Genomic DNA, 20,445 nt, shown 5'->3' on the forward strand with positions numbered 1-20,445 from the left:
GTCAGATCAATCTCTGAAAGAGATTAATTCGCCACCACCCTAGTCCAATCCCTGCTGGAAATGGCAACCTTAGAGAACTCGAGCTATCACGATGGCACACACAGATACTGCACCGGCGCGGTACAGTCGCTCGGCACAGGCGACGAGCGTCGCGCCCGTGGTGACGATGTCGTCCATCAGCAACACGCGGGCACCGCGAACAGAAATTTGCTTGTTGTGTTCGTAAACCCGCATCAGGCCGGACTGCCGATCATCTCGCGTCTTGGCCGTCTGCGACTGGGTGAAGCCTGAGCTACTTGTTTGGACGCGAACTAAAGCTGGAGTCGTGCGAAGCGCCAGGTGGCTCGTGGCGTGTTCAAGCAGGAGGCGTACGTGATCGTAACCGCGTTTGCGCGTTCGATCACGCGTGGAAGGAACGGGGACAGCGACATCAAACGCAAGCGAGTCCGTTTCCGTGATGTCGTCGAGCGTCTGGGCGACCATCTCGCTGAACCACTGGGTTAACTCGATGACACCGTCGTATTTCCAGGCGCGGATGAGATTTCGGATGAAGTGGTCATATGGAATGCAACTATAGACGTCGAGCAGGCGTTTCGGGTTTCGAAGCTGCAATTGTTGGTGTGCGGGCTGTGGCGCGCAACGCTGCGCGTCCTGTAGACAAAAGAGGCACATCTGACGCTTGTCCCGATGTGCCTTTGCCTGGTGATGTGCGTGTGCCGTCGTGACGACAGGTGCCTCGACGACGGGGCGCCCACAAAGGACACACAGCGTTTCATCGGTCGGAAACACCCAATTGAGCATGGCGTTGCTCAATTGACGCAAGCGGTACCGCCAAGCGATGCGCTCGTTCACCGTGCACGCACATCCTTTCGTCGCCGTAGAGACGCGACGGTTTCACAACACGCGTACCGCCGACGATGGGCCTTTATCACTTGATGCCAAACGGCAAGTTGACGATGTTCGTATCCAGGCGCGACAGGGTGAACCAGAAGTCGCTGCCTTCCCCCTCGACACTGTCGACGCCGACCTCGCCGCCAAGCGCCGATACAATGTGCTTGACGATGGCAAGTCCCAGCCCCGTACCGCCCGATGCGCGGCTGCGGTGCTTTTCGACGCGATAAAAACGCTCAAATACGCGGTTTAGAGATTCTTTCGGAATGCCGGATCCGTTATCGCGGACGTGGACTTTGACTCTGTCGATGAGAACGTCCCACGTCACCGTCACCATGCTGCCCTCCGGCGAATAATGGATGGCGTTGGCGAGAAGGTTCAGGAAGACTTGTAAGAGCATATCCGGATCAGCCCAGACATTCACACGCGGTACGTGCTCCAGGCGAAGTTCAATGTGACGAGCCGTAGCCGTGTGGCGCACGCGTTCGAAAGCCCTATCGACAATCGATTGCAAGTCGACAGAGATAGGTTCGACGCGACTGTCCGTCGCCTCCAACTTCGAGAGTTCCAGCAGATCTTGGACGAGATTGCCCATGCGTATCGACTCGTCGTAAATCGTGCGCAAGAACTTCTGGCGCATGGAGTTGTTCGCACCCTCCGCAGGGGCCGTTTCGCCGATTGCCTCCTCCTCTTCGTCAAGGAGCGTCTCCGCAAACCCGCGGATGGCCGCAATCGGCGTTTTCAACTCGTGTGAAACGTTGGCGACAAATTCACTGCGCATATGTTCCAGACGCCGCCACTCGGAGACGTCCGTCACGAGCATCAGCACGTCGTGTGCGTGATCTGGGCGGTTTTGCGTGCGCGTACTCGATAAGATAGGCACCAATCGGATGCGCACTGTCGTCCCCTCGCGAATCACCAACTCATCCGTCCACGGCGTGCCAAAGAGCAAAGCGTGATCTACCGCGGCGCCAAGGTGATAGTTGCGGAACACAGTCCAGTGATCTCTGTCGTGCCATTGCTCGACAGGCCGCCGAAACAAGCGCGCCGCCGCCTCGTTGACCATTTGCACCTCGCCGTCACTGCGCAAATAGATGACGCCCGTCGTCATGTTCTGCAGAATGTGACGCAATAAGTCGCGCTCCTGCGACATCTCCTCAAACGTTCGCTCGACGTGCTCACTCATGCGGTTAAATGCGTCGAACACCGGCATTTCTGCACCGGGACTGCGATACGGGTACATGCGCACATCGTGACGACCCGCTCCAATCGCGTCGAGTGAGTCGATGAGATGCTGTCGCGTCGCTTTCGCCGAACGCGCGCGCAACCAGAACGGAATCAACATCACCAACAGTCCGACGAGTAAACCAATGAAAAACGTCGTCATGAGGTGGTCGCAGCCTCGGTAAATTTGTAGCCAATCCCCCGTACCGTACGGATGTACATCGGGTTTTTCGAGTTCTGCTCAATCTTCTCGCGTAGATGGGACACGTGAACATCGACAATGCGCGTGTCCGTCGCGCTGCTGTAGCCCCAAACGCGGTCGAGCAATTGGTCGCGAGAGAGGACATGCTCTGGGTTCTCCATAAAATACTGGAGCAACTCGAATTCCTTCGGCGTGAAATCCATCAGTTCGCCGCCGACGCGCACCTCGTGGCGAGACACATCGAGCGCGATGTTGCCCACCCGCAGAATCTTCTCCGGCTTCGCGGTCGTCTTCGCCGTCTGCTCCACTGCGGACGTCTCACTACGCCGCAGCACCGCGCGGGCGCGGGCGACCAGTTCACGCGGGCTAAAGGGCTTGGTCACATAGTCGTCAGCGCCCAGCTCGAGGCCGAGTACGAGGTCGACTTCCTCGTCGCGCGCAGTCAATAGGATAATTGGCACAGAAACTTGCTCCTGACGCAATTTGCGGCAGATTTCCATGCCGTCCATGCCTGGCAGCATCAAATCGAGCACAACTAAATCAAATCTGTCCGCTCTGGACCGCAGAATATCATAAGCGGTCTTCCCATCTCCGACGGCTTCTACGTCAAAGCCGGAGCGCTGAAAATTGTATTCAACCAATGTACGGATAGATTCTTCGTCGTCAACAATTAGGACGGTTGGCACTGGCGTTCCTCCATATCAGTGTTTCTACGCGTATTGTACCGAAGACACGCCTAGAGGTTCTAGTGTGGTTTTGTAAAGATTTTTTCCAAACCGCCGCAGATATACAGATAGATAATTGAAAAAACATAGAGTGACTAAAAATGGATGGATGGCTTGTCAAATGACGCGTGCTATGTGAACATAATTAATGAATTTGTCAGAATTGGGTGATGACCAATGACTATCGGAGAAAAAATTCGAGAGATTCGAATAAAACGGGGCCTCACGCAGTCTGACCTGGGCGGGGATCTCGTGACCCCGAGTATGATCAGCCAGATTGAAGCGGATAGAGCAAAACCTTCCTACCCACTACTGATGGAAATCGCCAATCGGTTGGGCATGCCCGTAGAGTATTTCATGAATGAAATGGATGATCAGTTTCTCTTCAACGCCCGACTCACCATCGCGACATATCAATCGGCTATCGGCGACGCACAAGCCGCGCGCGAGCAGCTAGAGTCGATTCAGTCGGCGCCAGAGCAGGGTTTGACGCACCAAGAGTACATCCTCACGCTGGCTCAAACCTACCGGAAACTCGGCCAGTATCACGAAGCGACAGGCCATCTCGAACACCTCCGCGAACTGGCGTACAGAACACAGGACCAGCGCCTGCTGTTTTTCGTCTGCAAGGAGTCGGGCTACGTCGAAGCAGGGCTCGCGAATGTCGACGGTGCGATGCACGAGTGGTCACGGGCGCTTGAAATCGGCCACACGCTCCGCCAGAGCAACGCGATGGCCAACATGGATTTGATTGTACTGATGACAGAAATTATGCTGCAACTGCAGCAGCTCATAGAAGATCATCCAGGCCACTTTCCGAACCCAGGGAACTATCTGCAACAGGCCCGCGCATTGACGGCGGAAACGCCTGATTTGCGTTCGGTCTGTGATCGCCTTGTGGCCGACGCATTGGACTGTATCACAAGTGATCCCGCCCGAGCCAAAATCCTGGCCGACAAAGCGAATACCCTGTTCACTTTCTCCCGACTAGTCGAGCACGTCGTCGTGATCCAAACGCGCCTGTCGGACATCGAAGGGGGCGGCATCGAGAGCGATCCATGGCAACAGGCCGCACTCGCCATGACATCTATCTACCCAGATGCGTTCCTCGTGACGGAGTGCGAACAAATTGAAAAGCTACTAGCGTCAGGCCAGTTCGATCACGCCGAACGCCGCACCAAACAAGCCCGCGAAGTGTTGCAAGCCTTGGCGAGCTATCATTCACAACGAGATTTGGCCGAAAACACCATCCGCCTGGAGATCATTGACGCCCAACTGGCCGTCATCCACGGCGATGTCCAAGGTGGCATCGCCCGACTCAAGCCACTCGTCGACGATTATCCGCCATCCGCCGAGGCAAAACACCGCATCCGCGCCTGCGCACTGCTCGTCCTCTGGTATGGCGAACTGGGCGAGACGAATTGGGTCATTCATTACTGCCGACAAATGGAGCGCCTGATGGCGCCACAAACGTCACAAACCCCGCTCTACCTCTGAGCGGGGCCGCATTTCTCGGTCGATTTGTCTCTTCAGCGGACGATAGTGGTCAACCCTTCGTCCCGTTTCACTTGATAAATGCAACGAATGGAACCCGCTGATTCTCCATACCCCCCCGCTATGGTTAGCGCTTCGTCGAGCGTTTGTGCACGCAAAATATCAAGCGGCAACCCCTTGCGCGCCATCCGCTCTGCGATGGCGACGGTTAAATCTGTGGACCCAGCGTCGACGAGGCACACGTACGTCGGATACTCGATGGATAGGCACTTGTGGTGAATCCGCCGAAGCACCATCTCAATATCCCGTTCCGCATTTTCGGTGACGATGATAAAGTACACAGATTTCCCTTGTTCATGGTTTTTCACGAGCCACCCCCACAACTGCCAGGCGATGACGAGAATCCCATATACGGCAAACGCCGCAACGACCATTAGTGCCCACACAAGCGTCACCCCCTGCCACAACATATGTGGTAAGGGGTGACGGCGGCACCGTCAGAGATTGACCCAACGGTGCCGCAGGGCGTGTAATGACGCCTGCGCCCTGTCGGGGACATTCAGTTTTGCGAGAATGTGCGACACGTGATTCTTCACCGTCTTCACGGAGATGTGTAAGTCCTCCGAGATTTGCTCGTTGGTCCTACCCTTTGCCATCTCGCGAAGCACGTCATATTCGCGAGCGGTCAAAATCTCCTTCCAAGACTCGTTGAGACGACTCATCTGGGCAACGGCGTTCAATAGAATGGGTGTCACTTGCGGATGGACCATCCCCCTGCCCGCCGCCACCTCTCGAATCGCCCGAACGATATCGTCTGCCGCGCCGTCCTTCACCAAGTATGCCGACGCACCATAGCGAAGACTTTGCATCACCACATCTTCGTCATCGTGCATCGTGAGCATGATGACTTTCGTATCGAGCGGTCGCTGATTCAAGGTCCGGACCGTCTCGATCCCGTCCATCACCGGCATATTGACATCGAGCAGCAAGATATCCGGCTTGATGTCGGCAATTTGCTCTATGACTTCACGGCCGTTTTTCCACAATGCGACGACAGCCATGTCTGGTTCATACTCGACGATATCCCGAAGCATCACCCGAAACGCTTCATTGTCCTCTGCAATCGCAATACCCCACACACGTTCCTGCACCAAGCCGACCACTCCTTTTATTTGTATTTCGGACCGGCTACGTTACAGGATAACAGGAATCGACAAATGATTCACGAGGACTTCTGGGAAAAGCGAGGCATTTTCGCGCAAAAAAAGGGCGCCAGCACCATTATGGCACTGACGCAAAACATGGGGTAAGGGTGATGCTATAGTGTTCGTCCTCCCCCACGACGATGTGGGGGTCATCCGAAAAAAGATTTTATATTTTTTATCTCCCTAAATTTACTGGGCAAAACCCTACGGTCGACCGCTCTCAGTTGAACGCCGCCGCACGCGCCGTCAGCGCGTCCACTTTGTCCGTGCGTTCCCATGGAAGCTCGACATCCAAACGTCCGAAATGACCATAAGCCGCGGTTTGACGGTAAATTGGGCGGCGCAGATCGAGATCGCGAATGATAGCTGCCGGGCGCAGATCGAATTCCTCACGAATCATCTTGACAATGGCCTCGTCCGAGATACGACCCGTACCGTATGTGTCGACCGCGATGGACACGGGTTGTGCGACGCCAATCGCATATGCGACTTGCACTTCACACTTGCGCGCCAAGCCAGCGGCCACGACGTTCTTCGCGACGTAGCGAGCGGCGTATGCACCACTGCGATCAACCTTCGTCGGATCCTTCCCAGAAAACGCCCCGCCACCGTGTCGCGCATAACCGCCGTAGGTGTCGACGATGATTTTGCGACCCGTGAGTCCAGCGTCGCCCTGCGGTCCGCCGATAACAAAACGTCCGGTCGGATTGATGAGGTACTTCGTATCCGCATCCAAGAACGCTTCTGGCACGATAGGATTGATGACGTGCTCCTTGATATCCCGCTCCACTTGCTCGAGAGACACTTGCTCGTCGTGCTGTGTCGAGACGACGATGGTGTCCACGCGCACAGGCTTGTCCCCATCATACTCAATGGTGACCTGGGTCTTACCGTCTGGGCGCAAGTAGCTGAGCACGCCGTCTTTGCGGACTTGCGACAGGCGATGTGACAGGCGGTGTGCCAAGGAAATCGGGAGCGGCATGAGTTCTGGTGTCTCGTCGCACGCAAAGCCAAACATCAGCCCTTGGTCGCCAGCGCCGATTTCATCGATATCCGAGTCACTCAATTGACGGATTTCCAAGGCTTTGTCCACGCCCTGCGCAATGTCCGGGCTCTGCTCGTCAATCGAGGTAATCACCGCACAAGTATCGGCGTCGAAGCCGTACTTCGCACGCGTATAGCCAATATCGCGAATCGTCTTGCGAACGATTTTTGGAATGTCGACGTAGCAACTCGTCGTAATCTCACCCGCCACCATAATCAGGCCGGTCGTCGTCGCCGTTTCGCAGGCGACGCGCGCGTTGGGATCATATGTTAAAATCTCATCTAGCACTGCATCCGAGATTTGGTCACAAATCTTGTCAGGGTGTCCTTCAGTTACGGATTCCGAGGTAAATAAACGTCTTTGCCCCAATCTGGTACCTCCTTTAGTTTCAAGCCGCCGATTCTCGCCTGCGGTTGTTTAAGGACAACCCTAAAACAGTCGCTGCTTCCTCCGACGCTTATCCGATTGCAAAACAAAGCTATCGTAGTATAAAGCCAAAGTTCAGTCAATCATTTTCGACATCTTGTCGAAAAATACCGAGGGTTCATTGGCGGTGCCAAAACTCCATGGATGACGATAGATAAAGCCGCCAGAGGCGATACGCTGCGCAGGTCGGTTCGCGAACGTTCGCCTGGGGACCCGAGCAGTGCGCGCCGGTTTGTCGTGGCGGCCGGAGGGCGCCTCGCCGAGGGCGCCTGAGCCCAACGCGCCAGCTTGAGATACCGGGCGCCCGGCAGGAGCAGGATGCCAGCTCGTCGTGGCGGCCGGAGGGCGCCTGGGCGGGACTTATGTCAACTCCGCCCGTCGCGCCCCCGCATGACCCGCAGCGCAAATCGCGGCAAGGCCATCTGCCTGCGAAGGCGGCTGGGCTGCGTCATCAATCGATAGAGCCACTCGACGTTCAATCTCCGAAACACTGCTGGCGCTCGCGCGACGGTGCCACCCCATACGTCGATGGAACCGCCGATGCCGATCGCCACGCATGGCTGCAGTCGCCCGAGCACACTGCGAATGAACTGCTCTTGTCTAGGCTGCCCCATTCCGACGAGAAACAGATTCGGCTCAAACGCCCGCACCTGCGCGACGACGTCGCCCACCTGCTCCGCGGTGAAGTATCCGTTTCTTCCTGCAAATTCAACGCCCGGAAACCGTTCCCGCAACACGCGCAGACACGCTTGCAGCGAGTCCTCCGACGCGCCCAGTAAAAACACTCGCAGTGCCTGTTTGCGCGCATGCGCCTCTTCAAGCAGCGCCAGCACCATTTCCACACCAGTCACGCGTTCCGGCACCGGCCGGCCGCTTCGCGCCGCCGCCCAGACCACACCAATGCCGTCCGCCGTCACAAGATCTGCCGAGTTGACGAGTTGTTTTAAGGACTCGTCTGCTAAGCAGTGCATGACAAACTCCGGCCCTGCTGTGACCACCATGTGATGGTGTCCGTCCTGCACCCAATACAGAATTTTTTCGATGGCTTGTCCCATGGTGACGCGGTGAAACCGCACGCCTAGCACGTCCACCATATCTTCTGCAAGCAACTGAGTCGACAAAGTCTTTGCCTCCGTTATCGGTTATCCGTTATGCCAATTGTTCGTCCTTCATCATATCACGATGACGCAAGGCGCGTCGCCATGGGGGGACGGCGCGGCGGGCGATGCTTTGCGCGTCCGGGATCGAGTGTGGGGGTGTGGGGGTGTGGGGGCTGCACGCGGGTGTGCGGCGGTGCACGGTGTGCGGCGGACATCCCCCCGCAAGGTATGCAGAAATTAAGGCAAATTTTCTACCCTATTTGGCCTTTTTCGGGCACATCGAACAAAATAGGGCACCAAAAGTGCCTTAATACACGAAATTCTCGGTCATCTGCCTCGTTCCCAGGAAAATAGAGCAGAAAATCGACCTTATTGTCCGCTCAACCCCGAGAATGAGCCGATTAGTGCACAAAAGATGCCTTATTTGCCGACCGGGACCGCCACCCGGGAACCGGAAGCCAGATCACGCGCCCCCCAGGCCCCGTCGATCCGCCCCACACCCGACTCCACCGGCCGCCCGCCCGCCTGCCCCAGCGGCTCCGTCGATCCGCCGCCCACCCGACTCCGCCGGCCGCACACCCCCGCCGCGACTACAGCAGCTTCACAATCGGATTCGCCGCATCCACTTCCGACTCGGAGGTGATGGTGACGCCAAAGAGCGTCGGCGTCGACTCGTAGAGGGTTTGGCCGCTGGCGAGGCTGACCCAAGTGTCTTCGAAGGAATAGAGGCCGTCGCGCACGTTGAAGGCGAATCCGCAATCGGTCACCTTTTCGCCTTGCCACGTGAGGGGCCCGCTTGGCATCAGGGAGATGTAGATGGTGTTGGTGTCGGCCGGATCGATATCTGGTGTCGGAGACACCGCAGGCAGCGACCCTTCGAGGCGACCGTCGCGCCCAACGGTGATTTGGTAGTGACCTGGCTTCGCGGTCACTCCCTGCCACTCGGTCTTTCCGTGCTGCAAAAAGTCAATTTTGCCGGTGAATTGCGACGTGATATTGAATCCGAGCGTCACACCGTCGTCCGCCGCCGCTGCCGACGTCCGGAGAAGTTTGGTCAGACTTGCGTCGAATGCCGACTCCGTTTGGCCAAAGGCGGTGCGAAAGGCGGTCGCTTCATCCATGTGATTTTGCAGTAGGGATAAATAGTGCTGAAGCGCAGGTAGCCCGTCCGTCGAGATGAGATCAGAGACCGCCAGCCAATCCTGTAGCTCGTAGTCGTAATCTGTTTGTCCAGACAAAATGACCGATTCGTCAGCCTCCAGGGGCTGCAATTGGTTTTGCTTGGCCACATCGACGATAGACTCCGCCAACTGGCGCTCGTACCCCGCATAGACCATCGCGTTTTCTACCGACTTCTGCCCCGTCATGCCCATGTACACCGCGATACCCTCGTTCATCCAGCTCGGCAGCGAGCTGATGTTTTGGTTAAAGATGGCGTGGGTGAGTTCGTGGGTGAGGGTGTTGGCGAGATCGGCATTGTCTTTATTTTGACCCAGCGGAATGAGAATCGTGCTGTTCTGCGTGAAGCCACCTGTATCCTTCGAGAGGCTCGACGCCTCCGAAGCATTCACACCAAGGGATGTGAGCGCGCCGTCATACGCCGACGTGTTACCAATCATCTCGATAGTCACCGGTTGCCGAAGTGGCATGCCCGTAGTCTTTTCAATGAGCAGAGGTGCGCCCACCTGTTCGAGAATGCGCTTCGCGTTGGCTACATCCTCTGCAGTGGCGCCTTTGCCCACCGCCTCGATATGAATGTCATTGAGCAGTGTTTGATTGGCAGGTTGTTTGGCGGGTTTATCGCTGACCGATCCGCCCCCCGACGCACGCCCTGCCGCCGAGACGACAGTTTGCGCGGTTCCCCCGAGCCATGGGGATTTCGCGTGCAGCGACGACCAAATATGCGTAAAGCTCAGCACCCGACCGACGGCGGGCGGCATCTGCTCGTAAATAATAGAAAGGACAGAAACAATTGTCACAAAAATAGCAATCACAGCGATGGAGAGATGAAAAACTCGGTCTGGATGCTTCTTCATACGCGCACACCTCTTCGCCGGGAACTTAACATGCAGTCATTCATACAGTCAGTGTTGCCATTCACGCGCCCGATCCAAACCTGACACGCAAGATTGAATACATACAATATTCTGCAAATAAAAGAGATGACCCGTACATCTTGCCGCTTTTGGCAGCATTGCAAATCCGTTTATCCCGCTTGTTACCCTCCATTATAATGCATTTCATGATGAGGAATTCCATTCTTGAGCAAAATTTGGAATCGTCCGGCGAGATACCCAGGTGCACATATAAAACGCCTAGAACAGTCACGCGCAAATGGCGGTCTATACGGAGACTAGATGACAACATATCTATGTCGCTCTGCGCCTTTCCATGCGCAACAGTTGAATGGGGTGAGGTTGAGTTAGCAAAGTAAGCGACATTAGATGTCGTTTGTAGGCGTGCGCAGGTTCGGCTGCTTGATTCACAATATAACAAATAGTAATGTGTTTCATAAAAGTAATAGATCGCTTAGACACCTATGCTAGGAGGATGTCCATGACTCGTCACGCAGATTATCCGATTGATAGCCTATACCTCAACCGTTGGTCCCCCCGCGCCTTTTCCGACAAGAAGGTGTCGCGTGAAACGCTTTACACGATTTTAGAAGCTGCACGATTCGCGCCTTCTGCATCCAATATACAGCCCTGGCGTTTTATTGTTGCTCAAACTGAAGAGGAGTTGGCTACGTTTTCTGAGTTCATCGCGCCGGGGAACCGTGTGTGGACGGACAACAACGTACCTGCGTTCATTCTGCTGCTTGCCGATAAATACCGTCCAAACGGAGAATTAAATCCATATTACGCCTTTGACGCTGGAGCAGCGTGGCAGAGCTTGGCGCTCCAAGCAAGTCAACTGGGTTTAGTGACGCACGCACTTGGGGGATTCTCCAAAGATAAAGCAAGAGAAGTGCTACAAATCCCGGATCAATACGAAGTATTGACGTTGATTGCATTAGGGTACCAAGGTGATAAAAATCGTTTACCAAAGGAACTCCAGGAACGTGAAGCGCCGAACGACCGTAGACCACTTTCCGAGAGTATCGTCTCCTTTAAATAAGATCGCGGAGAAGACCAGGACACGTTGCCTCACTTCGAGGCGACGTGTCCTACAGGTTCCGACTTCCCCAACTTGCGGTTCAACGCCACGACCGCCGCGTTGGCCAGGAGAAGGGAGAGTGTGATGTAAAAGACGGATCGGATACCATATGCGGCAGCCACACTTCCTCCGACAAGTGGCCCCACGAGGTTGCCAAGAAACATCGAACTCGAGTTCCAGCCGAAGGCAGTCGCTTGGATATTCACGGGTGCCAGTTTGCGGACGAGCACTTGCAGCGACGGAATCATGCCGCCGAGGAACAGGCCTAAACAAAAACGCCCCAAGAGAAGCATGCCCAGACTATGCGCGATAGCCTGCGGAATGAACGAAAGCGCAGCGAAGACGAGCGCGAACAAAAGCACTTTTCGCTGACCAATTTTGTCGCCAAGGCGTCCGAGTGTCGGCGTCCCGATGAGATTGGCGATACCAGACGTGGCGACGACCAATCCTGCGATGATCGACAAATTCGCACCGTGATAGATATCCCGTGTAAAGATGGTGACAATCGGCTCAATGGACATCATCGCGAGCTGTGTCATAAACGTAGCCAAAAAGACTGGCCAGAGCGGCACCAACTCGTGCCAACTCGCTTTCTGTTTTTGCCGTTCTTTTTGCGTCACCGGGTTCTCGTGCACAAACACGAGGACGATGAGACTCGCCACAATCAGCATCGCACCAGTGAAGAAAAAGACGCCGTGATACCCCAGGGCCTCCGCGAGGACACCGCCGACGAGCGGGCCAATGAGGCTGCCGGACACGCTGCCCGTCTGCAACATGCCGAGCGCGCGCCCCGTTTTCTCCGGAGGTGTGACAGAAGCCTGCAGCGAGACAGCCATCGAGATAAAACCCGAGAACACACCATTGACGAACCGTAGCAGCAGTAGTTCCCAAGGCGCGTGAACAAGCCCCATCAGGGTGGTCATGACGCCCATCCCAAATCCAGCGCGCAACAGCATCAGCTTGCGCCCACGCCTGTCTGCAAACGCACCCCAAACCGGTTGAAATACAAACGACGTGACAAACTGGGCGGCAAACACCCAACTTGACCAATGGGCGATATCCGTCTCCGAATGAACGCCTAAACTCTCGATGTACAAGGGGAGGAATGGAATAATCAGACTCGTGCCAGCGGCCACACAAAAATTCGCCAACCACAAAATGTATAGGGTCCGTTTCCACTTTTCGATGCACATCATCCCCTAACGATTGCTTTAACTAAGTAATGTTCCGCCTCACGTGATATCCTTACCCAGTTTAGCCAACCAGCCTAAACGCGTCAAAAAGAGCCGGACGGAACCGCCCATAAGGCAGCACGCCGGCTCTCTTCGTATTGGCAGATGGGTCGTCACATCAGAAACAGCTTCGCAGCCCCATCACGTCCATCAATCATCCTCGTCTAATCGAATTTCACGGATACCTTATCCCACGCTCAAAGCTGGACGCGTTTTTGAACGGCCTCCACCAACGAAGCAAGTCGCTGCTTCGCATCCGCGTGGCTTGCGCCGCGCACTGCAGCGTATACTTTCATCTTCGGCTCGGTGCCAGATGGACGAATCGCGACCCAATCGCCGCTCTCGTAGACGAACTTCTGCACGTCTGACTTCGGCAGCGTCAGTCGTTCATCTGACTTATCCGCATGGATGAAATGGCGAATTCCAGTCAAATAGTCCTCGACGTATAGAAGGTCCATCCCCTCGACTACAAGCGGCTGCTGCCGCAAATCCGCAAGCACCTTTTGCATGCGCGCCACACCGTCGTCGCCTTCCAGCGCGATGTTCAACAAATCCTCTTGAAAGTAGCCATAGGTTTTGTAGAGCGCCTCGATCCGGTCGACCAACGTCAATCCGTTTTGACGGTGGAATGCGGCCATCTCCGCAATCGCGAGACATGTTTGCACAGCGTCTTTGTCGCGGACGATAGGTGCCAGGAGATAACCGTAACTCTCCTCGTACCCAAGCAATAGTTGATGCGTGCCCGCCTGTTCATGCGCCGTGATTCTGTCTCCGATATACTTGAACCCGGTGAGCGTCTCCTCCACAGCAATGCCCGCACTCCGGGCTATCTCAGCGCCAAAGTCAGACGTCACAATCGTTTTAAAGACAATGGGGTTCGTGACATGCCGCTGCTCAGCCAGTTTCGTGCAAGCGTAGTCGACGAGCAGTGCTCCCACCTGATTGCCAGTGAGCAATTGCATCCGACCCGATTTGGTGCGCACCGCAATGCCGACTCTATCCGCATCCGGATCAGTCCCCATCACCAACTCCGCCCCGCGCGCCGTCGCGGCCTGAATCGCCATGTCCAAAGCCTCAGGCTCCTCAGGGTTCGGACTTTTAACTGTGGGGAAATCCCCGTTTTCCTCAGCCTGTGCTTCCAGCACGTGCACATCGCTGTAACCAGCGCGCTCTAAGGCCTCGCGCACAGGCACTAGACCCGTGCCGTGCAGCGGCGTATAGACAATGCCCAACTGATGCCGCGCATGCTGTCCCACGGAGATATCTTTCACGAGTTGGACGATTTCATCGAGGTAACGATGGCGGACGGCAATCGGCGTGGTCAGCAACAGTCCTTGTTCCACCGCGTCTGCTTCTTCCAACATGGGCACGTCAAAGATATTCCCAATCGCAATCATCCTGTCGCGAATATCGGCCGCATCGTCCTCCAGCACCTGCCCGCCGTGCTCGTTGTACACCTTATAGCCGTTGTACGCCGGTGGATTGTGACTGGCTGTAATCATTACGCCGGCAGCAGCGCGCAGTTGACGTACGGCAAACGACAATTCGGGCGTTGGGCAGAGAACTGGGGACACATATGCCTTCACGCCGGCAGCAGCCAGTGTCCGCCCCGCAATGTTCGCAAACAGCGCAGAGTTGTGACGACAGTCATAGCCAATCGCAACACCGCGATGTCTCGCGTCCGGTACCTTCGCCAACACGTGCTCGGCCAGCGCCCGCGTCGCCCGACGAATTGTATAAATGTTCAAACGGTTGAGTCCAGCGCCCATCACGCCGCGAAGGCCACCGGTTCCAAAATCGAGATTCGCGCCAAACCGAGCTGTAATCTCGGAGACGTTCCCCTCAATCGCCTGCAATTCGGCCTTCAAATTATCCGGTAGGTGCGGTTGATTGAGCCACTGTTCGTAGTGACTCATGGCATCTATGTTTTCTCTCAAGTCGTTGCCCTCCATCATTCGCAGGGTATCATGCACTTATGATAGCACATCGATACCCTGGAGAGGTTATGGCATAGTCCTGTCCAATCGCTAGCGCACCACTTCGTCTAACGTGTGACTTCGTCAAAAAATGAAAGGACTTCCGCAAACGCTGCACGAACCGCCCGCGGGTTGTACGAAGCACGTGTGTCATTGAAAAACGCGTGATGTGCATTTTCGTACACTTTGTACGAAAACGACTTTCCGTTTTCTTTCATCTTCTCTGCAAAACCGGGAACCTGACTCGTAATCCCATCGTCTAACGCCCCGTAAAAGCCGCGCACTGGGCAGGCAATGTTCGCAATCTGCTCTTCAGACGGTGCACGGCCATAGAAAATCGCTGCGCCCGCCAGCTTCTCATCCGTCGCCGCAAGAATGGCACTCAATGCGCCACCCATACAGAATCCAACCGAGACGATGGGTTGACCACTGGTTGTCGAGTAGTGATTGCGGAGAAAATCCGTCGTAGAAATCAGCTGATCACCGTAAGCGTCAAGATTAAGCCCGCCAAACAACGTGCCAAACGTCGTGCGAATCGTCGTCTGGTCAGGCTCAGGCAACTTGGACAACGCCGCTTCACGTGCCGAAGCATCGTGCCAAACCGCCGGTGACACTTCGTTCAGAAAACGTTTCACTGCCTCAACGCTTGGGACGTCGAGCCCCGGCCGACGTGCGCCGTGTTCTGCATACAAATCTGGTGCAAATGCGACATAACCCGCTTGTGCGAAACGCCGTGTGACGTCCTGAATGTGATCATCCACACCCCAAATTTCCTGCAATACGACAACAGCTGGTTGCCCATCCGCAGCCCGCTCTGGCTTTGCGAGATACCCAGAGTACACTTGTTCGCTTCCATACCGAATCCATTCTGTATGTAGTGACACAATGAACACCTCCTGATCCTTATTTTCGCACATTCGCCGCGACACCAAAAGAACGTCCTTCCTGTGTTATGCTTTTGCTGGTTAGAGAACAGGAGGGATACCTGTGACAAGGCACACAGCAGCTGTCATCACCTTGAGCGATGGCGCACATTACGGAACGCGGGAGGACAAGGGGGGGCCGCTGCTCGCCGCGAGATTGCGCGACGAGGCGTTTGATGTGATACGCACACAAATCCTCCCCGACGACAAAGCGGCTATCGTCCAATGCCTGACGCATCTCTGCGACACGCTGAAAGTCGACGTGATCGCAACCACTGGCGGCACAGGCCTGGGCCCGCGCGACGTGACGCCAGAGGCGACCAGCGAAGTCATCCAACGCACCATACCGGGGATGGCGGAAGCCATGCGCATGCGTACATTGGAGAAAACGCCGTTCGCGATGACCTCACGGCAGGTGGTGGGCGTGCGAAACCAAACGCTCATCATCAATTTTCCCGGCAACCCGAAAGGCGTTGACGAATGCTTCGAAGTCATCCAACCTGTCCTGCACCACGTGGTTCAGCTCCTCCACGGCCACACGGCGCACTGAGTCTCCGTCCAGCGTGGCACAACCACAGCGGCGGGCTTTTGGTCGCGTACAGTACGCAACATCGGCGGTGGGCTGTACCTTTGGACAACAAGTTCTACAGCCCGCTCACTCGACCGCGGTGTACTGTTCGCCCATTTCGCGTGACCGACCTTCCGCCTGGACTAAAGCCTGTGCAATCGCCTCGCGCATCCCTAAATTGCCAAGCACCGTTAGGCCAGCGTGCGTCGTGCCGTTGGGCGACGTCACCAATCGCCGCAGTTCAGCAGGACTCAAGCGCCACTCCTCTAGCACTTTCGCGGTGCCCACAACCGTTTGAATCAATAATTGCCGCGCCAACTCTGCAGAAAAGCCCAACTGGACCGCCGCATCCTCCATCGCCTCGAGGAAATAGCTGACAAACCCCGGTCCACTGCCAGAAAAGGCGGTCGCCGCATCCATCAAGTGCTCTTCCAACTCTACGACTATTCCGATTTTTCCAAGCAAGCGTTTGGCCACATCCACACTTTCGCGATTCACACTCGCACCCGTTGCCATCGCGATGGCGCCCTCCAATACCGCTACGGGCACATTCGGCATCGTGCGGATGATCTGTGCGCGCCCCTGCGTCACATTCTCCATGAATGCAATCGGAATACCAGCGGCAAACGAGATGACCAACTGTCCATGTAAATACGGCGACAACTCAACAAGCGCCAATCGCATATCGTACGGCTTCACCGCCAGGATAATCACACCGGCCTCCTTGGCGGCTTCCATCGATGCAGCCGGTGTCACACCATATGTTTCACTCAGTTCAGCCAGCCTGTCTGGCCGATGCCGATTGATGACATAAATCGACTTAGCATCCGCCACGTCCCCCTGCGTCACCCCTTTAATAAAGGACTCCGCCATCGCGCCTGCGCCCAGTACAAAAATCTTGTCCACCACAGTTCTCCTCTCCCTAGCACATCCGCTCAGTGAATCAAACAAGAGCCGCGACTCGCCGTCATTTGGCCGTTGCAAATGACACAACGCGGCGAATCACTTCCTGCTCCCACGGCCGGCTGTTAAAGGTGTGATCAGCCCCTTCAATCAGTTGCAACTCCGCGGCATCCCCATAGACATCGTCCTGGTATTTTACGGACACCTGGTACGGAACGACACTGTCCCCGGTACCGTGAACCAAGAGAACCGGACCCCGAAATGGCTTCGCGCGGGAAAATCCGTCAATCCGCATCACATCCTCGTACAGGCCGCGGCCGACGACGTCTCCGCCGTGATCGAACTCGCGCATATCGTCCTGCACACCGCTCTCTGCCGCGACCGCCTGCATGATATCCCGCAAGTTGCCAGCGGGTGCCAGCAGCATCAGCTTATGCACTGCATCGGGCAAATCTCCAGCCACGATCCCGGCCACATAGCCGCCCATGCTCAGCCCCAAGAGACTGACCTTATCCTGCAAAATCCGTTTGTCACGCCGCACCATCGCGAGAATTTCCTTGGCGTCCCGAATCTCCGTCGACGCAGTCATATCCTCAAAGTCGCCGTCGCTCTCGCCACTGCCCATGAAATCGAAGCGGAACGACGCAATCCCCTGTGCCTCCAGCGCACGGCTAATCTTCAAGAATAACCGGTGCGGTTCGAGTTTCGTTCCGGTGAACCCGTGAAACAAAATCACAGCCGGCACAGGGTTCTGTTCTGCGCCCCCCGGCACGTGCTCCATGCCGCGAAGCGTCATTCCCTCGACTTCCAATGTGATGGCACGCTGCATACATTTTCCGCCTCCCGTGCAGAATTTGTCGAACCACGTAAAGAAACCTCACAAAACTTATTGACGGCCGCCGTCAATAATTCTTATGATCGGTGCATGTTTTTGAAAGAGATACAGTCGATATCCTCGATGAAGGAGTGTAGTCCGTGAACACCCAGGAAATCTTAGATCTCATTCAATCTAAGCACATAGAGATGGTGGACTTCCGCATTGTCGATCCCGCCGGCCGCCAACACCACGTCACCATCCCGGCGGTCGAGGTGACAGATGAACTGCTTGAAGTCGGTGCGCCGTTCGACGGATCGAGTATTCAAGGGTTCAAAGGCATTGAAGAAAGCGACATGGTTATGCGTCCTGTATTAGACACCGCCTATGTCGATCCCTTCTTCAACGTCCCCACCCTCGCACTTCAATGTCAAGTATATGACCCATCTGGTGTACGGTACGACCGCGACCCTCGATATATCGCTGAAAAAGCGGAACAATACCTGATTGACAGCGGCATCGCCAACACAGCCTTCTTTGGTCCAGAACTCGAATTCTTCCTCTTCGACGACGTTCGCTTCCATTCTTCTCCTGAGTCTTCGTTCTATGCACTCGATTCCGAAGAAGCCGTCTGGAATACAGGCAGCGCACAGAATGGCCCGAACCTCGCATACAAAGTGAAGACGAAAGGCGGTTATTTCCCGGTCCCGCCGACAGACGCCCTGCACGACATCCGCACGGACATCGTCAAGGAATTGATGAACGCAGGAATTCGCGTCGAACGCCACCACCACGAAGTGGCGAGCGCTGGACAATCGGAAATCAACTTCCGCTTCGACACATTGACCAAAACGGCTGACAACACGATGCTTTACAAATACATTGTACGCCAGGTTGCACGCCGCAACGGCAAGGTTGCGACCTTCATGCCAAAGCCGCTCTTCGGCGACAACGGTTCAGGCATGCACGTCCACCAAAGCCTGTTCCAAGACGGACAGCCGTTGTTCTACGACGAAGCAGGCTACGGCAAGATGAGCGATATCGCGCGCCACTATATCGCGGGTATCCTGTATCACGCACCAAGCCTCCTCGCGTTCTCCAACCCGAGCACCAACTCCTATAAGCGCTTGGTTCCAGGATTCGAAGCACCGGTCAACTTGGTCTTCTCAAAGGGCAACCGCAGTGCCGCTATCCGCGTTCCTGTTGCTGCCATCTCACCAAAAGCGGCCCGTGTCGAGTTCCGCACGCCAGACGCTACGGCCAACCCATATCTCGCATTCGCCGCGATGCTCATGGCAGGGCTGGATGGCATCCGCCGCAAACTCGATCCGACCGAACTCGGCTTCGGCCCCTACGACAAGAACATCTACGACCTGCCTGCAGAAGAGAAGGAAAAAATTCAGGCTGTGCCTTCGTCCCTCGAGAGCGTTTTGGCTGCACTCGAAGAAGACCACGAATACCTGCTCGAAGGCGGCGTCTTCAGCAAGGACTTCATCCGCAGCTGGATTCACCTGAAGAAGACAACCGAGATCGAGCCGATGAGCCAACGTCCGCATCCATACGAGTTCCATCTCTATCTCGACCTGTAAAGAATCGCCTATACGCACAATAGCACCATGAGGACGGCTGTCCGGCCATACGCCCGGCAGCCGTCCTTTTCACTGCAGGTATCCCCACGTTAACTCCCCCAGGACCAGACCCGGGCCTCCACCCCAGCAAATAGAGAAGACTTGCAGATTACACGCAAAGAGGGCAAGCTAACAGCGAAGGTACAATCGTGCTTAGTGCGAGTGCTGATTGCGCTTGGGGTCCTTGCTTCACACGAGAGGCCCGAAACATGACATATGCAAAAACCCATGCCCAACTCTAGGGACAATGGAGGACTGATGAACACGAAGCCCAAGACGGAACTCCTGAAGCCCGGATTACGAATTTTGTTTATCGGCTTCAACCCATCACCAGCTTCCGCCCAAACCGGTTGGAATTACGCTGGGCCCAACAACCGATTTTATCGGATATTATATGAATCCGGACTCACCAACCGCCTGTTCACACCCAGCGAGAGCCGGATTCTATTCGACGAATACCAGTACGGTTTCACAAACCTCGTACAGCGTCCGACGCCCCGCGCAAGTGACGTCACCACACAAGAATATCGCGAGGGCGCTATGCGCCTGCGACAAACGCTCCAGGCATATGGACCAGCATTCGCTTGCTTCGTGGGAAAGGGGGTCTATCAACAGTATTCGCGCAAACAAAAAGTCGCTTGGGGCTTTCAACCAACAACCGACGTCACCTGCCACACGCAATTCTTCGTGGCGCCAGGTACGAGCGGCCTTGTCCGCATGAAACTCTCCGAACAAGTGGCCGTCTATCGCGATCTCGCCGAAGCCGTCCAACAAGACAATGCATAGGGAACCTCAATAGGTGATGGGTGATGTCGTCAATGCTCGATATGCCCTAGATCCTGCGTCCCTACCCAGCAACCGCAGGTCACATATTTGTGTACAGAAGGAAGATGATAATGATGATAAATCTTTTCGGTTTTTAGGAGGTATACA

General features: G+C 55.7%; 18 protein-coding genes. 5 read left to right on the forward strand and 13 right to left on the reverse strand.

Translation table 11 applies throughout. From position 1 onward, the window contains the following. Positions 1-69: 69 nt before the first annotated feature. The 3 genes from K1I37_RS19560 to K1I37_RS19570 form a co-directional block, all read right to left on the reverse strand. The gene (locus K1I37_RS19560) at positions 70-852 is read right to left on the reverse strand and encodes a ComF family protein (protein WP_021297692.1); all 783 of its coding nucleotides are present in this window, start codon (positions 850-852) and stop codon (positions 70-72) included. Between the two features lie 76 nt (positions 853-928). Beyond that, positions 929-2,278, reverse strand: coding sequence for a sensor histidine kinase (locus K1I37_RS19565; RefSeq protein WP_021297693.1), 1,350 nt, complete (start codon positions 2,276-2,278; stop codon positions 929-931). Further along, the gene (locus tag K1I37_RS19570; protein ID WP_021297694.1) at positions 2,275-3,003 is read right to left on the reverse strand and encodes a response regulator transcription factor; all 729 of its coding nucleotides are present in this window, start codon (positions 3,001-3,003) and stop codon (positions 2,275-2,277) included. The genes K1I37_RS19565 and K1I37_RS19570 overlap by 4 nt, the downstream gene beginning before the upstream one ends. A 216-nt stretch (positions 3,004-3,219) precedes the next feature. Between K1I37_RS19570 and K1I37_RS19575 the strand changes: the two genes are divergently transcribed. Next, positions 3,220-4,539: a helix-turn-helix domain-containing protein gene (locus K1I37_RS19575; protein ID WP_021297695.1), complete on the forward strand. Its 1,320-nt coding sequence runs from the start codon at positions 3,220-3,222 to the stop codon at positions 4,537-4,539. A gap of 32 nt (positions 4,540-4,571) precedes the next feature. Here K1I37_RS19575 and K1I37_RS19580 read toward each other — a convergent pair whose 3' ends face one another. The 5 genes from K1I37_RS19580 to K1I37_RS19600 all read right to left on the reverse strand — a co-directional run bounded on the left by K1I37_RS19580 (position 4,572) and on the right by K1I37_RS19600 (position 10,348). Then, on the reverse strand, positions 4,572-4,982 hold the full coding sequence (locus K1I37_RS19580) for a glycosyltransferase family 2 protein (protein WP_021297696.1): 411 nt from the start codon (positions 4,980-4,982) through the stop codon (positions 4,572-4,574). Between the two features lie 51 nt (positions 4,983-5,033). Beyond that, the gene (locus K1I37_RS19585) at positions 5,034-5,687 is read right to left on the reverse strand and encodes a response regulator (protein ID WP_031219046.1); all 654 of its coding nucleotides are present in this window, start codon (positions 5,685-5,687) and stop codon (positions 5,034-5,036) included. A 274-nt stretch (positions 5,688-5,961) separates the two neighbouring features. After that, entirely contained in the window at positions 5,962-7,155 is a 1,194-nt protein-coding gene (gene metK, locus K1I37_RS19590) for a methionine adenosyltransferase (RefSeq protein ID WP_021297699.1), read from the reverse strand. Between the two features lie 422 nt (positions 7,156-7,577). After that, positions 7,578-8,333: a WecB/TagA/CpsF family glycosyltransferase gene (locus K1I37_RS19595; protein WP_021297700.1), complete on the reverse strand. Its 756-nt coding sequence runs from the start codon at positions 8,331-8,333 to the stop codon at positions 7,578-7,580. Positions 8,334-8,902: 569 nt separating this feature from the next. Then, on the reverse strand, positions 8,903-10,348 hold the full coding sequence (locus tag K1I37_RS19600; protein WP_021297702.1) for a gluzincin family metallopeptidase: 1,446 nt from the start codon (positions 10,346-10,348) through the stop codon (positions 8,903-8,905). A gap of 520 nt (positions 10,349-10,868) precedes the next feature. Between K1I37_RS19600 and K1I37_RS19605 the strand changes: the two genes are divergently transcribed. Next, on the forward strand, positions 10,869-11,429 hold the full coding sequence (locus K1I37_RS19605) for a nitroreductase family protein (protein WP_021297703.1): 561 nt from the start codon (positions 10,869-10,871) through the stop codon (positions 11,427-11,429). Positions 11,430-11,458: 29 nt separating this feature from the next. Here K1I37_RS19605 and K1I37_RS19610 read toward each other — a convergent pair whose 3' ends face one another. The 3 genes from K1I37_RS19610 to K1I37_RS19620 all read right to left on the reverse strand — a co-directional run bounded on the left by K1I37_RS19610 (position 11,459) and on the right by K1I37_RS19620 (position 15,560). After that, a complete protein-coding gene (locus K1I37_RS19610) occupies positions 11,459-12,661 on the reverse strand; it encodes an MFS transporter (protein WP_021297704.1) in 1,203 nt (400 codons plus the stop codon). A 236-nt stretch (positions 12,662-12,897) separates the two neighbouring features. Further along, entirely contained in the window at positions 12,898-14,637 is a 1,740-nt protein-coding gene (locus tag K1I37_RS19615; protein ID WP_021297705.1) for a phospho-sugar mutase, read from the reverse strand. Between the two features lie 107 nt (positions 14,638-14,744). Continuing rightward, complete coding sequence (locus K1I37_RS19620) at positions 14,745-15,560, reverse strand: dienelactone hydrolase family protein (protein ID WP_031219050.1); 816 nt, start codon at positions 15,558-15,560, stop codon at positions 14,745-14,747. A 103-nt stretch (positions 15,561-15,663) separates the two neighbouring features. Here K1I37_RS19620 and K1I37_RS19625 point away from each other — a divergent pair, with 103 nt between their 5' ends. Then, positions 15,664-16,149, forward strand: coding sequence for a MogA/MoaB family molybdenum cofactor biosynthesis protein (locus K1I37_RS19625; protein ID WP_021297707.1), 486 nt, complete (start codon positions 15,664-15,666; stop codon positions 16,147-16,149). A gap of 105 nt (positions 16,150-16,254) precedes the next feature. On the opposite strand, the gene proC is transcribed toward K1I37_RS19625, so the two are convergent. Both proC and K1I37_RS19635 read right to left on the reverse strand, forming a co-directional pair. After that, positions 16,255-17,073, reverse strand: coding sequence for a pyrroline-5-carboxylate reductase (proC, locus tag K1I37_RS19630; protein WP_021297708.1), 819 nt, complete (start codon positions 17,071-17,073; stop codon positions 16,255-16,257). Positions 17,074-17,134: 61 nt separating this feature from the next. Beyond that, the gene (locus K1I37_RS19635) at positions 17,135-17,899 is read right to left on the reverse strand and encodes an alpha/beta hydrolase family protein (RefSeq protein WP_021297709.1); all 765 of its coding nucleotides are present in this window, start codon (positions 17,897-17,899) and stop codon (positions 17,135-17,137) included. Positions 17,900-18,045: 146 nt separating this feature from the next. Between K1I37_RS19635 and glnA the strand changes: the two genes are divergently transcribed. Together glnA and K1I37_RS19645 are read left to right on the forward strand one after the other, a co-directional pair. Next, positions 18,046-19,473 (forward strand): type I glutamate--ammonia ligase, encoded by a 1,428-nt coding sequence (gene glnA / locus K1I37_RS19640; RefSeq protein ID WP_021297710.1) that lies wholly within the window; start codon positions 18,046-18,048, stop codon positions 19,471-19,473. 297 nt (positions 19,474-19,770) lie between these two features. Continuing rightward, a complete protein-coding gene (locus K1I37_RS19645; protein WP_021297711.1) occupies positions 19,771-20,298 on the forward strand; it encodes a mismatch-specific DNA-glycosylase in 528 nt (175 codons plus the stop codon). Positions 20,299-20,445: the final 147 nt, after the last annotated feature.

The sequence above is a fragment of the Alicyclobacillus acidoterrestris genome (assembly GCF_022674245.1).
Lineage (GTDB): Bacteria > Bacillota > Bacilli > Alicyclobacillales > Alicyclobacillaceae > Alicyclobacillus > Alicyclobacillus acidoterrestris.